The 13,228-nt window shown below is 64.3% G+C and carries 15 protein-coding genes and 1 tRNA gene; 5 read left to right on the top strand and 11 right to left on the bottom strand.

Annotated features, from left to right (window positions below; translation table 11 throughout):
- The 10 genes from nuoF to KT882_RS11035 all read right to left on the bottom strand — a co-directional run bounded on the left by nuoF (position 1) and on the right by KT882_RS11035 (position 7,232).
- Complete coding sequence (nuoF, locus tag KT882_RS11080; RefSeq protein WP_161071938.1) at positions 1-1,296, bottom strand: NADH-quinone oxidoreductase subunit NuoF; 1,296 nt, start codon at positions 1,294-1,296, stop codon at positions 1-3.
- On the bottom strand, positions 1,293-1,781 hold the full coding sequence (gene nuoE / locus KT882_RS11075; protein WP_228895770.1) for an NADH-quinone oxidoreductase subunit NuoE: 489 nt from the start codon (positions 1,779-1,781) through the stop codon (positions 1,293-1,295). Before nuoE ends, nuoF begins: the two co-directional genes overlap by 4 nt.
- An 18-nt stretch (positions 1,782-1,799) precedes the next feature.
- Entirely contained in the window at positions 1,800-3,053 is a 1,254-nt protein-coding gene (locus KT882_RS11070; RefSeq protein ID WP_161071940.1) for an NADH-quinone oxidoreductase subunit D, read from the bottom strand.
- Positions 3,053-3,646 carry an NADH-quinone oxidoreductase subunit C gene (locus KT882_RS11065; protein WP_161071941.1) on the bottom strand — a complete coding sequence of 198 codons (594 nt, stop codon included), beginning with the start codon at positions 3,644-3,646 and terminating at the stop codon, positions 3,053-3,055. Before KT882_RS11065 ends, KT882_RS11070 begins: the two co-directional genes overlap by 1 nt.
- A gap of 18 nt (positions 3,647-3,664) precedes the next feature.
- Positions 3,665-4,141, bottom strand: a complete 477-nt coding sequence (locus KT882_RS11060) for a NuoB/complex I 20 kDa subunit family protein (protein WP_056397301.1) — start codon at positions 4,139-4,141, stop codon at positions 3,665-3,667.
- Positions 4,142-4,144: 3 nt separating this feature from the next.
- A complete protein-coding gene (locus tag KT882_RS11055; RefSeq protein WP_093556298.1) occupies positions 4,145-4,504 on the bottom strand; it encodes an NADH-quinone oxidoreductase subunit A in 360 nt (119 codons plus the stop codon).
- Positions 4,505-4,692: 188 nt separating this feature from the next.
- Positions 4,693-4,777: transfer RNA gene (locus tag KT882_RS11050), tRNA-Leu, on the bottom strand.
- Between the two features lie 125 nt (positions 4,778-4,902).
- Entirely contained in the window at positions 4,903-5,340 is a 438-nt protein-coding gene (secG, locus tag KT882_RS11045; protein WP_161071942.1) for a preprotein translocase subunit SecG, read from the bottom strand.
- Positions 5,341-5,394: 54 nt separating this feature from the next.
- Positions 5,395-6,156, bottom strand: coding sequence for a triose-phosphate isomerase (gene tpiA / locus KT882_RS11040; protein WP_228895767.1), 762 nt, complete (start codon positions 6,154-6,156; stop codon positions 5,395-5,397).
- A 98-nt stretch (positions 6,157-6,254) separates the two neighbouring features.
- Positions 6,255-7,232, bottom strand: a complete 978-nt coding sequence (locus tag KT882_RS11035; RefSeq protein ID WP_228895765.1) for an NAD(P)H-quinone oxidoreductase — start codon at positions 7,230-7,232, stop codon at positions 6,255-6,257.
- 196 nt (positions 7,233-7,428) lie between these two features.
- Between KT882_RS11035 and KT882_RS11030 the strand changes: the two genes are divergently transcribed.
- From KT882_RS11030 to KT882_RS11010, 5 genes are all read left to right on the top strand, one after another.
- Entirely contained in the window at positions 7,429-9,795 is a 2,367-nt protein-coding gene (locus KT882_RS11030; protein ID WP_228895763.1) for a TonB-dependent receptor, read from the top strand.
- Between the two features lie 174 nt (positions 9,796-9,969).
- Positions 9,970-11,070, top strand: a complete 1,101-nt coding sequence (locus KT882_RS11025) for an alpha-hydroxy acid oxidase (protein WP_228895761.1) — start codon at positions 9,970-9,972, stop codon at positions 11,068-11,070.
- Positions 11,064-11,747, top strand: a complete 684-nt coding sequence (locus tag KT882_RS11020) for a Fe2+-dependent dioxygenase (RefSeq protein ID WP_228895759.1) — start codon at positions 11,064-11,066, stop codon at positions 11,745-11,747. The genes KT882_RS11025 and KT882_RS11020 overlap by 7 nt, the downstream gene beginning before the upstream one ends.
- Before the next feature lie 34 nt (positions 11,748-11,781).
- On the top strand, positions 11,782-12,045 hold the full coding sequence (locus KT882_RS11015; protein WP_228895756.1) for a PepSY domain-containing protein: 264 nt from the start codon (positions 11,782-11,784) through the stop codon (positions 12,043-12,045).
- A complete protein-coding gene (locus KT882_RS11010; RefSeq protein WP_228895754.1) occupies positions 12,035-12,580 on the top strand; it encodes a cytochrome b/b6 domain-containing protein in 546 nt (181 codons plus the stop codon). Before KT882_RS11015 ends, KT882_RS11010 begins: the two co-directional genes overlap by 11 nt.
- On the opposite strand, the gene KT882_RS11005 is transcribed toward KT882_RS11010, so the two are convergent.
- Positions 12,577-13,194, bottom strand: coding sequence for a tetratricopeptide repeat protein (locus KT882_RS11005; protein ID WP_161071948.1), 618 nt, complete (start codon positions 13,192-13,194; stop codon positions 12,577-12,579). The two genes, KT882_RS11010 and KT882_RS11005, sit on opposite strands and share 4 nt — an antisense overlap.
- Between the last annotated feature and the right edge of the window lie 34 nt (positions 13,195-13,228).

The raw sequence follows: 13,228 nt of genomic DNA, 5'->3' as shown, positions 1-13,228 counted from the left end.
TTAGAGGTAAGCGGGCACCAAGCAATGCTTGTGCTCGACGTGATATTCAAATTCTTCGCGGAATTGCTTGACGAAGGCGCGTACCGGCATCGCGGCGGCATCGCCCAGAGCGCAGATGGTGCGGCCCTGGATGTTGTCGGCGACCGAGTTCAGCAGGTCCAGATCTTCCGGACGGCCCTGGCCGTTCTCGATGCGGTGGACCACGCGGTACATCCAGCCCGTGCCTTCGCGGCATGGGGTGCACTGACCGCACGATTCTTCGAAGTAGAAGTAGGACAAGCGCTCCAGCGCCTTGACCATGCAGCGCGTCTCGTCCATGACGATGATGGCGCCCGAACCGAGCATGGAGCCGGCCTTGGCGATCGAGTCATAGTCCAGATCGGTTTGCATCATCAGTTCGCCGCGCACCACCGGGGCCGAGGAGCCGCCGGGGATGACCGCCTTGATCTTCTTGCCGCCGCGCATGCCGCCGGCCAGTTCCAGGAACTCGGCGAAGGGGGTGCCCAGCGGGACTTCGTAGTTGCCCGGACGCTCGACGTCGCCCGAGATCGAGAAGATCTTGGTGCCGCCGTTGTTCGGCTTGCCCAGCGCCAGGTAGTTCTCCGGACCCATGTTCAGGATGAAGGGAACAGCGGCGAAGGTTTCCGTGTTGTTGATGGTGGTCGGCTTGCCGTACAGGCCGAACGACGCAGGGAAAGGCGGCTTGAAGCGCGGCTGGCCTTTTTTGCCTTCCAGCGATTCCAGCAGCGCGGTTTCCTCGCCGCAGATGTAGGCGCCGTAGCCGTGGTGCGCGTGCAGCTGGAAGCTGAACTCGCTGCCCATGATCTTGTCGCCCAGGAAGCCGGCGGCGCGCGCCTCTTCCAGCGCTTCTTCAAAGCGCAGGTACTCGGCGAAGATTTCGCCGTGGATGTAGTTGTAGCCCACCGTGATGCCCATGGCGTAAGCGCCGATGGCCATGCCCTCGATCAGTGCATGCGGATTGTAGCGCATGATGTCGCGGTCCTTGAAGGTGCCCGGCTCGCCCTCATCTGTATTGCAGACGAGGTACTTCTGGCCCGGGAACTGGCGCGGCATGAAGCTCCACTTCAGGCCGGTCGGGAAACCCGCGCCGCCGCGGCCGCGCAGGCCGGAGGTTTTCAGGTCAGCGATGATGGCTTCGGGCGCGATCTTCTCTTCGATGATGCGGCGCAGCGCCGAATAGCCGCCACGTTTCACGTAGTCGGCCAGGTGCCAGTTGTCGCCGTTCAGATCCTTCAGGATCAGCGGCTTGATGTGACGGTCGTGCAGACTGGTCATTTGTTAGCTTCCTTCAGTTCCACCACCAGCGCGTCGATCTTGTCGTTGCTCATGAAGGAGCACATGCGGTGGTTGTTCACCAGCAGCACCGGCGCGTCGCCGCAGGCGCCCATGCACTCGCCTTCCATCAGCGTGAATTCGCCGTCTGCGGTGGTGTCGCGGTAGTCGATGCCCAGCTTCTGCTTCAGGTGGTGCGCGGCGCGCTCGCCGCCCGACAGGGCGCACGGCAGGTTGGTGCACACGGTGATCTTGTGCTTGCCGACCGGCTTGGTGTTGTACATATTGTAGAAAGTGGCCACTTCCTGCACGGCGATGGCCGGCATGCGGATGTAGTCGGCCAGTTCCTGCATCACATCGGTCGACACCCAGCCCAGTTCAACCTGGGCGTGGGCCAGCGCGGCCATCACGGCCGATTGGCGCTGGTCGTCCGGATACTTGGCCAGTTCGCGGTCAATTTTTTTATAGCACTGCTCTGATAACAACATTCTCTTTGCCTCTCGGACTTAGCGGTCAATACTGCCGAACACGATGTCCTGTGTACCAATAATGGTCACGGCATCGGCAATCATGTGGCCACGCGCCATTTCGTCCAGCGACTGCAGGTGGGCGTAGTCTGGCGCGCGCAGCTTCATGCGGTACGGCTTGTTCGCGCCGTCCGACAGCAGGTAGATGCCGAACTCGCCTTTCGGGTGCTCCACCGCGGCGTATGCTTCGCCCGGCGGCACGTGGAAACCTTCGGTGAACAGCTTGAAGTGGTGGATCAGCGATTCCATATTGGTCTTCATGTCCACGCGCGACGGCGGCGCCACCTTGCGGTTGCTGGACATGACAGGACCCGGATTGTTGCGCAGCCACTCCACGCACTGCTTGATGATGCGGTTCGACTGGCGCATTTCTTCAATGCGCACCAGGTAGCGGTCATAGCAGTCGCCGTTGGTGCCCACCGGGATGTCGAAGTCCATCAGGTCGTACACTTCGTAAGGCTGCTGCTTGCGCAGATCCCACTCGATGCCCGAACCGCGCAGCATGGCGCCGGTGAAGCCCATGGCCAGCGCGTCTTCCGGCGTGACCACGCCGATGCCGACGGTACGCTGTTTCCAGATACGGTTGTCGGTCAGCAGCGTTTCGTATTCGTCGACATAGGTCGGGAAGCGGCGCGAGAAGTCTTCGATGAAGTCGAGCAGCGAACCCTGGCGGTTGTCGTTCAGTTCCTTGATGGTCTTGGCCGACTTGATCGGCGAAGCCTTGTGCTGCGGCATGGTGTCCGGCAGGTCGCGGTACACGCCGCCCGGACGGTAGTAGGCCGCGTGCATGCGCGCGCCCGATACCGCTTCGTAGCAGTCGAACAGGTCTTCGCGGTCGCGGAAGGCGTACAGGAAGGGACCCATGGCGCCCACGTCCAGCGCGTGCGCGCCCAGCCACATCAGGTGGTTCAGCAGGCGCGTCATTTCGTCGAACATCACGCGGATGTACTGTGCGCGCAGCGGGACTTCAACGCCCAGCAGCTTCTCGATCGCCATCACATAGGCGTGCTCGTTGCACATCATCGACACGTAGTCCAGGCGGTCCATGTAGGGCACGGACTGCAGGTAGGTCTTCTGCTCGGCCAGCTTCTCGGTGCCGCGGTGCAGCAGGCCGATATGCGGGTCGGCGCGCTGGATGACTTCGCCGTCCAGCTCCAGCACCAGGCGCAGCACGCCGTGCGCTGCCGGGTGCTGCGGACCAAAGTTCAGGGTGTAATTCTTAATCTCAGCCATTATTTCATCCCGTAGTTTTCTTCGCGGATCACGCGCGGCACGTTTTCGCGCGGCTCGATCGTGACAGGCTGGTAGACCACGCGCTTCTGTTCTTCGTCGTAGCGCATTTCCACATAGCCGGAGACCGGGAAATCCTTGCGGAACGGATGGCCCACGAAACCGTAGTCGGTCAGGATGCGGCGCAAGTCGTTGTGGCCTTCGAACAGGATGCCCAGCAGGTCGAACGCTTCGCGCTCGTACCAGTTGACGGCGCGCCAGATCGGCATGACGGACGCCACCACGGGCATGTCGTCGTCCGGTGCGAACACGCGCACGCGCACGCGCCAGTTGTGCTTGACCGACAGCAGGTGCGACACGGCCGCGTAGCGCAGGCCGTCCCAGCTACCGTCGCCGTAGGTCGAATAGTCGACGCCGCACAGGTCGATCAGCTGCTCGAAATGCAGCGTGGGATCGTCGCGCAGGGTCTGCATGACGGCGTAGTAATCGGCCGCTTTCACGGTCAGGGTGATTTCACCCAGCGCTACTACCGTAGTAACGCGATCGCCCAGGGCCGTAGCCAGGGCGTTTTGCAAGACTTCCAATTGTGTACTCATAGTTCTGAAGCGCCCCGTTTAGCGTGCGATCGTGTTGGTACGCTTGATCTTGTTTTGCAACTGCAGGATGCCGTACAGCAGCGCTTCGGCCGTAGGCGGGCAGCCCGGCACGTACACGTCCACCGGTACGATGCGGTCGCAGCCGCGCACCACGGAGTAGGAATAGTGATAGTAGCCGCCGCCGTTGGCGCAGGAGCCCATCGAGATGACCCAGCGCGGCTCGGACATCTGGTCGTAGACCTTGCGCAGCGCCGGCGCCATCTTGTTGCACAGCGTGCCGGCAACAATCATCACGTCGGACTGGCGCGGCGACGGACGGAACACGATGCCGAAGCGGTCCAGATCGTAGCGGGCTGCGCCCACGTGCATCATTTCAACCGCGCAGCAGGCCAGGCCGAACGTCATCGGGAACATAGACCCGGTGCGCGCCCAGTTGATCAGCTTGTCGGCTGTGGTGGTGATGAAACCTTCGTTTAATACGCCTTCAATAGCCATGGCTTATTCCCAATCAAGGGCACCTTTCTTCCAGATATACCAAAAACCGACCACGAATTCGGCGATAAACACCATCATCGTAATGAAACCTTGCCAGCCCAGTTCGCGCATGGAGACGCCCCATGGGAAGAAGAATGCCGTTTCCAGATCGAACAAAATAAACAGAATTGCGACGAGGTAGTATCGTACGTCGAATTTCATGCGTGCGTCTTCGAAGGCCTCGAAACCGCATTCGTAGGGGGACAATTTGGCCGCGTCAGGCTTGTGTGGACCGAGCAGACGGCCAAGCACCTGGGGAACTACGCCGACACCGAGGCCGACGAGCAGGAATAAGAGAACGGGGAAGTAATTTTCGAGGTTCATTGATGAGCTTAATGTTGAACGATCGTTTAGGAAGGCACCGCGCTACCCTGCGGTGCAGTAAACGCTCGACCCCAATCAACATTGAGACCAGGATCAAACGACACATCCTCGTAAAAAAACCAGCTTAGGCCGGGGTGGAGGGATTATTTCCCCTGCCCTGGCGCACCTGCTGGCTTTCTGTATTTCTTTGGTGCCGACGACGAGACTCGAACTCGTACAGCTTTCGCCACTACCCCCTCAAGATAGCGTGTCTACCAATTTCACCACGTCGGCGTTAAGCCCGTTATTCTACAGTGATTTCACTGCTTTGTTAATGCGTATTGCGGCAAAACAAGAAGAAAACGGTAAAGCTTGACTGAATTCCTAGAGTATCAAGGATATCAGGGATATCGAGGGGATTACTTTTGCGGCGCCGGGGCCGGAGCGGACGCAGGCGCGGCAGGCGCCGATGCGGCTGCCGGAGCAGGCACGCCGGCGGCGGCGGCAGTGTCAGCGGCGCTCGGCGCGGCTGGCGCGGCGGCCGGGATCGCTGCCGAACCCTTGGTCGGAGCCGGGGTGGTGACCTTGTCCATCACGCCGCCGCCGGTGCTCACGCCCGGGTTGGTGGCCATCGACGCCAGCGCCAGGGTGGCGGCGAAGAAGATGGCCGCCGCCACGGCGGTCGACTTCGACATGAAGTTCGACGAGCCGCTGGCGCCGAACAGGCTGCCGGATGCGCCGGAACCGAAGGCTGCGCCCATGTCCGCGCCCTTGCCGTGCTGCAGCAGCACCAGGCCAATAATAGCCAGCGCCGACAGCACCTGGACGACGACGATGAGGTTGTGCAAAGTGTTCATGCTATTCCATTTCCAATTGAGGGTATTTCAGTTAAATCGTTTTCGGTTAATACATTATTCCGCAGCGTGCACGATGGCGAGGAAATCCGCCGCCTTCAGTGCCGCACCGCCGATCAGGCCGCCGTCGATATCCGGCTGGGCCATCAATTCCCCGGCGTTTTCCGGCTTCATGCTGCCGCCGTACAAAATCTGCACGCCGCCGGCCACCGCCGCGTCGCGGGTGGCCACTTGCTTGCGCAGCTGCGCATGCACCTCCTGCGCCATGGCCGGGGTGGCGGTCTTGCCGGTGCCGATCGCCCATACCGGCTCGTAAGCCAGCACGATCTTGCCCAGTGCCGAAGTTTCCAGCACGTCCAGCACGGCTTGCAGCTGGGCGCACACCACCACATTGGTCTGCCCTGCTTCGCGCTCGGCCAGCGTTTCACCCACGCACACCACCGGGGTCAGGCCCGCAGCCAGGGCGGCCAGCACCTTCTTGGCCACCAGCTCATTGCTCTCGTGGTGATAGGCGCGGCGCTCCGAGTGGCCCACGATCACATAGCGGCAACCGAAGTCGGCCAGCATGGACGCGGCAACCTCGCCGGTGTAGGCGCCTGCGGCGTAAGCCGACACATCCTGCGCGCCCCATGCGACGGGCGAACCTTGCAGCGCAGCCTGGCACTGGGCCAGGTAAGGCGCAGGCGCGCACACGGCGCAGTCAGCCTGTTTGCCCGCAGCCTCAGCCGTGACCCCTGCCGCAATGCCGGACAACAGCGCAGCGTTGCTGTCGCGGCTGCCGTTCATTTTCCAATTTCCGATGACGAGTTTGCGTCGCATAGTAGCCTAAAATTCAATAACCCGTTATTTTAACGCGAGGCGCAAACCGGGGTCAAACCAGCATCGCCGGAGTGTTGCTCATTGGCTTGATTATTTGCTCATATTTCGAGCATGATCTTGCCCACGTGGGTGCTGCTTTCCATCAGCGCGTGCGCGGCGGCGGCCTGCTCGAGCGGGAACACCTGGTGTATCACCGGCTTGATCGCGCCCGACTCCAGCAGCGGCCAGACGCGCGCGCGCAGCTGCGCCGCAATGCGCGCCTTGAAGGCCACCGGGCGCGGACGCAGCGTGGAGCCGGTCACGGTGAGGCGGCGGCGCAGCACCTGGCCCAGGTCCAGCGTGGCCTTGGCGCCGCCCAGCAGCGCGATCACGGCGATGCGACCGTCGTCGGCCAGGCAGTTGATTTCGCGCGGCAGGTAGTCGCCGCCCACCATGTCCAGTATCACGTCCACGCCCTTGCCGCCGGTCAGCTCCTTGGCGATGGCGGCAAAATCCTCGGTCTTGTAATTGATGCCGCGCTCGGCGCCCAGCTGCTCGCAGATGCGCGCCTTCTCGTCGCTGCCGGCGGTGGCGAACACGCGGTGGCCCATGGCGGCCGCCAGCTGGATCGCCGTCACGCCGATGCCGGACGTGCCGCCCTGCACCAGCAGCGTTTCGCCCTGCATCAAATGGGCGCGGTCGAATACATTGCTCCACACGGTGAAGAAAGTCTCAGGCAGCGAAGCCGCCTCCAGCATGGACAAGCCCTTGGGGATGGGCAGGCACTGGTCGGCCGGCGCGGTGCAGTATTCCGCATAGCCGCCGCCCTGCGCCAGCGCGCACACCAGGTCGCCCTTGGTGAAGCGGCTGCCCGCCAGGTCGCCGTCGACGATCTCGCCGGCCACTTCCAGGCCCGGCAAGTCGGATGCGCCCGGCGGCGGCGCATAGCTGCCCAGGCGCTGGAACACGTCCGGCCGGTTGATGCCTGCCGCGCGCACCTTGATCAGCACCTCTCCGGCCTTGAATTCGGGTATGGGACGCTCGCACAGGCGCAGCACGTCGGCCGGGCCGGGTTGGCTGATTTCTATCGCACGCATGGCTGCCCTCTCCTAAGTTCATCGCTGAAAACGGCGATTGTACGCGAGCCGGGGCGCCCGCGCAGGCAGACCCCGCCGACCGCCACAACGCTGAACGAGATTAGTAGTGATAATGAGATCGATTCCTATTTACTTTTTATCTTGGGGAAACTATACTTTCGGGAACTTATAAAACCAGCATCTTCCCGGGAACTCCATGAAACAGCCAGCTATCAGCAAGCCTAAAAGCCTCCGCCTCGAACAAGACAGCGCCCTGGGCGCCATGGCCAAGACCACCCTGGCCGTGAGCATTTCCACCGCCATGCTGATGCCGCTTGCCGTGCATGCCGACACCGGCGCCGACACCGCCGCTGCCGAAAAGGACGAGAAAACCGGCTCCGTCATCATCCTGGGCAAGCGCCTGGACCCGAATCCAAACGCCGAGCAAGGCGCCGCCTATAAAGCCAAGACCTCGGCCGACAGCCGCCACACCCGCCCTATCGCTGAAACGCCGCAAACCATCTCCGTGGTGACCAAGGCCGCCATCGACGACTCCGGCCTGACCGACCTGAAACAAATCCTGGGCGCGCAGCCCGGCGTAACCCTGGGCACCGGCGAAAACGGCAACGCCTTCGGCGACCGCTACATCATCCGTGGCCAGGAAGCCCGCAGCGACGTCTTCGTCGACGGCCTGCGCGACCCCGGCATGAGCACCCGCGAAAGCTTCGCCATCGAGCAGCTGGAAATCTCCAAAGGCCCAAACTCGAGCTTTGCCGGCCGCGGCACCGCCGGCGGCGCCATCAACGCCATCACCAAGCAGGCCACGCTGGACCACGACTTCACCCGCGTTTCCGCCGCCGTCGGCAGCGACAGCCACCACCGCGTGTCGACCGACATCAACAAGGGCTTCGGCGAAAACTTCGCGCTGCGCGCCAACCTGCTGGACGCCAAGGAAGACGTGCCTGACCGCGCGCCGTCGAACCGCCAGCGCCAGGGCGTGGCCATTTCCGGCCTGTACGAAGCGAGCAAGGACCTGTCCGTCACGCTGGACTACTACGGCCTGCGCACGCACGACAAGATGCCGGACCTGGGCACCTACCTGAGCGGCACCGTGCCCAACCGCGTGGCCGTGACCAACATCCCCGTGTACGCCCAGCAGAGCGACTTCCTGAAGTCCGACGTCGACACCGGCACCGCCCGCATCAACTGGACCATCCAGCCCGCCCTGAAGCTGACCAGCCTGACCCGCTACGGCAAGTCCAGCAACGCCTACGTCACCACCGGCGCCTCCGGCGGCACCCGCTACGACGGCGCCACCGGCACCGGCTACACCACCTCCTACATCGACAGCGGCCACACCGGCTGGCAGGACATCGACTACTTCGCGCACCAGAGCAATCTGCGCTGGGACAAGCAGCTGGGCGGCCTCAAGCATGAATTCATCTTCGGCCTGGAATACACCGACCATCAAGTCGTGTCCGGCAACTACGCGCTCAACAACAGCGGCTTCAACTGCAAATCGACCGCCGGCAAGGGCGCCAACAACGCCCTGTGCTTCACCAACAGCGCCGGCGTGCCGGTGGCCAACCTGAGCACGCTGGCCGTGCGCAACGTCCAGCGCCTGGGCTGGAACCAGGACTGGCGCGTGAAGACCACCTCGCTGAGCGCGATGGACACCGTGGACCTGAGCGACAAATTCACCGCCTTCGGCGGCCTGCGCGCCGACTACTTCGACCTGTCGCTGGTCCGCCGCAACAACACCACCGACGTCATCACCGGCAGCTACGGCTACAACGACACCCTGGTCAACGGCCACTTCGGCCTGAGCTACAAGGTGGCCAAGGACGCCATCGTCTACGCCAGCGCCGCCACCGCGCAGGACATCAACGGCGGCGAGGCCGACGCCGGCACCGCCAGCGGCTACGGCGGCGCCGTGCTGTACAACAACCAGATCGCCGGCGCCAAGCCGGAGACCTCGACCAATCTGGAACTGGGCACCAAGTGGGACCTGTTCGACCACAAGCTGCTGGCCACCGCCGCGCTGTTCCAGACCACCAAGAAGGACGTGATGGAAGGCGCCAACTACGACACCATCGGCACCTTCAACACGGGCAAGAACCGCGTGCGTGGCATTGAATTCGGCCTGGTGGGCAACTTCACCGAAAACCTGTCCGGCCAGCTGGGCGGCGCCTTCATGAACTCGAAAGTACTGGCCTCGGCCACCGCCAGCAACCTGAACAACCCGCTGAGCAACTTCGCCAAGCAGACCTACTCGGCCCAGCTGAAGTACCAGGCCACCGACGCCTTCTCCTTCGGCGGCACGGCGCGCCATGAGAGCGACCGCTGCGGCGGCCAGCCCGACACCGGCGCGGCCGTCACCGGCGGCGTGTGCCAGCAGCCGGTGCCTGCCTTCACCGTGTACGACGCCTTCGCCAGCTACCGCTTCAGCCGCCGCTTCGACCTGCGCCTGAACGTGCTCAACCTGAGCAACAAGGACTACTACACCGCCGTCTACCGCGCCGGCTTCTTCATGTACAAGGGCGATGCGCGCGCTGTGCGCCTGACCCTGAACTACGAGCTGTAATCAAGGCGCAGTCCGACGTTCACCGTAGGGCGGGTTAGCGGGCTTTGCCCGCGCAACCCGCCAAAGCGGGCGTGCCGGCGGCGCTGGCGGGTTACGTGCCTGCGGCCCTAACCCGCCCTACAGTAGTTCAGCGTCAGCTACAATGCCGGGTCACGACCCGGCATTTTTTCATTCATGAGCCATTCCATTCCTCCCGACATACGCTGCGCGCAGGACTACGAAGCGCTGGCGCCGCGCCACCTGGCCGCGCCCACCTTCGCCTATGTGGCCGGCGGCAGCGGGCACGACCTCACTGTGGCGGCCAACCGGGCCGCCTTCGAGGAGTGGCATATCGTGCCGCGCCTGTTGCGCGATGTCGGCGCCGGCCATACCCGCATCACACTGGCCGGCGAGGACTACGCCCATCCACTGTTCCTGGCGCCGGTGGCCTTCCACAAGCTGGTGCACGGCGCGGGCGAAATCGACACGGCGCGCGCCGCCCACGCGGTGGACGCCTGCATGATCACCAGCACGCTGGCCTCCTGCACGCTGGAAGACGTGGCGCGCGCGGGCGGGCCGCAGCGCTGGTTCCAGCTCTACTTCCAGCCGCAGCGCGAAGCCACGCTGGACCTGCTGCGACGCGCCGAGGCCGCCGGCTACGGCGCCATCGTGGTGACGCTGGACGCACCCATCCAGGTAGCCAGCCGGGGCGCCCTGGCGCTGGACTTCCGGCTGCCGCCGGAATGCGTGGCGGCCAGCCTGGCGCCCTACCCCGCCGCCGCCCCGGCCCAGCTGGCGGACGGCGAGAGCCGCATCTTCCAGGGCGTGATGCGCAGCGCCCCCACCTGGGACGACCTGGCTTGGCTGCAGGCGCAGGCCCGCGTGCCGGTGTGGGTGAAAGGCGTGCTGCACCCGGACGACGCCACCGCCCTGCGCAGCGCGGGCGTGGCCGGCATCGTGGTGTCCAACCACGGCGGCCGCAGCCTGGACGGCGCGCCTGCCAGCCTGGACGCCCTGCCCGCCATCCGCGCCGCGCTGGGACCGGATTTTCCGCTGCTGTTCGACGGTGGCATCCGTTCCGGCGCGGACATCTTCAAGGCGCTGGCCCTGGGCGCCAGCGCCGCCGCCGTGGGCCGCCTGCAGCTGTACGCGCTGAGCGTGGCCGGCGCGCTGGGCGTGGCCCATATGATGAAACTGCTGCTGGAGGAACTGGAAGTGTGCATGGCCCTGGCGGGCTGCGCCACGGTGGACCAGATCACCGCCAGCGCCCTGCAAGCGAAAAGGACGCCATGCTGATTACCATAGACAATGTGCTGAGCAAGGACGAAGTGGGCCAGTTCCGGGCCTGGCTGGACCGCGCCGAATGGCAGGACGGCGCCACCACCAGCGGCAGCCAGGCGCGCCGCGTGAAGCACAACCTGCAGCTGGCCGACGGCGTGGAACCGGCCGTCAGCCTGGGCAACCATATCCTGCGCGCGGTGGCCAGCCATCCGCTGTTCGTGTCGGCAGCGCTGCCGCGCCGCATCTACCCGCCCAAGTTCAACCGCTACCAGGACGGCGGCACCTACGGCACCCACGTGGATAGCGCGGTGATGCAGCTGCCCGGCGGCGGACACGCGCTGCGCAGCGACCTGTCGGCCACGCTGTTCCTGGCCGAGCCGGACGAATATGAAGGCGGCGAATTGGAAATCGAGGGCGAGTTCGGCGTGCAGGCGGTCAAGCTGGCGGCGGGCAGCCTGGTGCTGTACCCGTCGTCCAGCCTGCACCGCGTGGCGCCGGTGACGGCCGGCGCGCGCCTGGCCTCCTTCTTCTGGATCGAAAGCCTGGTGGCGGACGACGGCGAGCGCAGCATGCTGTTCGACCTCGACCAGTCCATCCAGCGCCTGACACCGGCGCTGGAGCAGCATCAGCGGGAACTGGTCAAGCTGACCGGGATCTACCATAATCTCTTACGGCGCTGGGCCACCACCTGAAGCAGCGCCATACATAACATTCCAAGGACAAGCCATGAAATCGAAAATCATCCTGCCGCTGCTGCTCGCACTGGCCACCAGCGGCGCCTGGGCGCACGGCGACGTGAAATGCACCAAGGCTCCGAAAACCGAGTGGAAATCGCACGAGGAACTGGCGCAGAAACTGACCAAGGAAGGCTGGCAGATCCGCCGCATGGAAGCCACCACTTCCTGCTACGAGGTGTACGCCAAAGACCCCAAGGGCAAGCGTGTGGAAGCCTTTTTCGACCCTGTGACTTTCGCCCGCGTTGAAGAATAAGCTGAAAATCTGGGACCTGCCGGTGCGCCTGCTGCACTGGCTGCTGGTATCGAGCATCGCCGCCGCCTGGTACACCAGCGAGGACATCGGCCCGCTGCACGAGTACTGCGGCTACTCGGCCGCGTTTGCCGTCGCGGCGCGCTTGCTGTGGAGTTTTGCCGGCAGCAGCTATGCGCGCTTTCCGCAGTTCGTGCTGGGCGCGGGGCCGACCATGGCCTATCTGCGCCAGGTGCTGGCCGGCACGGCGCCGCGCTACCTGGGCCACAATCCGCTGGGCGGATGGATGGTGGTGGCGCTGCTGTCCTGCGTGGGCCTGGTGGCGTTCACCGGCTGGCTCACCACCACCGAGCTGCTGTGGGGCTACGCCTGGCCGGTGCGCATCCATGAAAGCCTGGCCTGGCTGCTGGTGGCGCTGATCGCTGCCCATGTGGGCGGTGTCATCTTCACCAGCTGGCAGCACCGCGAGAACCTGGTTGCCGCCATGTTCAGCGGTAATAAGTCCCCCGAAGAGTCCCCCGAAACGCCCGCCGACTAGCCGCCGCCGGTGCGCGACTGCTTGGGCAGCGGCGTGCCGACTTTCCACGCGGCCGACAGCGCCTGCCCTTCCTCGATCTGCTCCGGCGTCATCTTCCGCACCACGGCCGCGCGCTGCTCGGCCGCGTTCATGGAGCCGCTGGCGGCCGCCAGGTTCCACAGCATATAGGCCAGCACGTTATCCTGCGGCATGCCGCCGATGTGATAGCGGTACATCAGCCCCAGCGTCTGCTGCGCATCCGGGTGGCCCTGCTCGGCGGCCTTGCGGAACCAGATCACCGCCTGCTTGTGGTCCTGGATCACGGCGTTGCCGGTGTAGTACATGGCGCCCACCACGTATTGCGCGTCCGCCTTGCCCTTCACGGCCGCCTTGCGGTGCCAGTTCAGCGCCTGCTTGTAGTCCTGCGGCACGCCGCGGCCCATGTAATACATCAAGCCGAGCAGGTGCTCGGCGTCCGTGTTGCCGTTGCGCGCCAGCGGTTCGATTTCCTTGTACGCCAGGCTGTAGTTCCGGTTGTTGTAGGCCGTGGCCCCTTCCGCGAAGCCGGCCTGCGCGGCGCCTTGGGCGCCCAGCACCAGACCGATCGCGATCATCGCTAGTAGTAGTTTTTTCATGTTGCTCAAGAAATGGGTACTTGTATCCGTACTT

It is taken from the genome of Pseudoduganella aquatica (assembly GCF_020865585.1).
In the GTDB taxonomy this organism is placed as follows: domain Bacteria; phylum Pseudomonadota; class Gammaproteobacteria; order Burkholderiales; family Burkholderiaceae_D; genus Rugamonas; species Rugamonas aquatica_A.
Note: the sequence above shows the minus strand (reverse complement) of the source record. Positions and strands in the feature narration are given on the sequence as shown.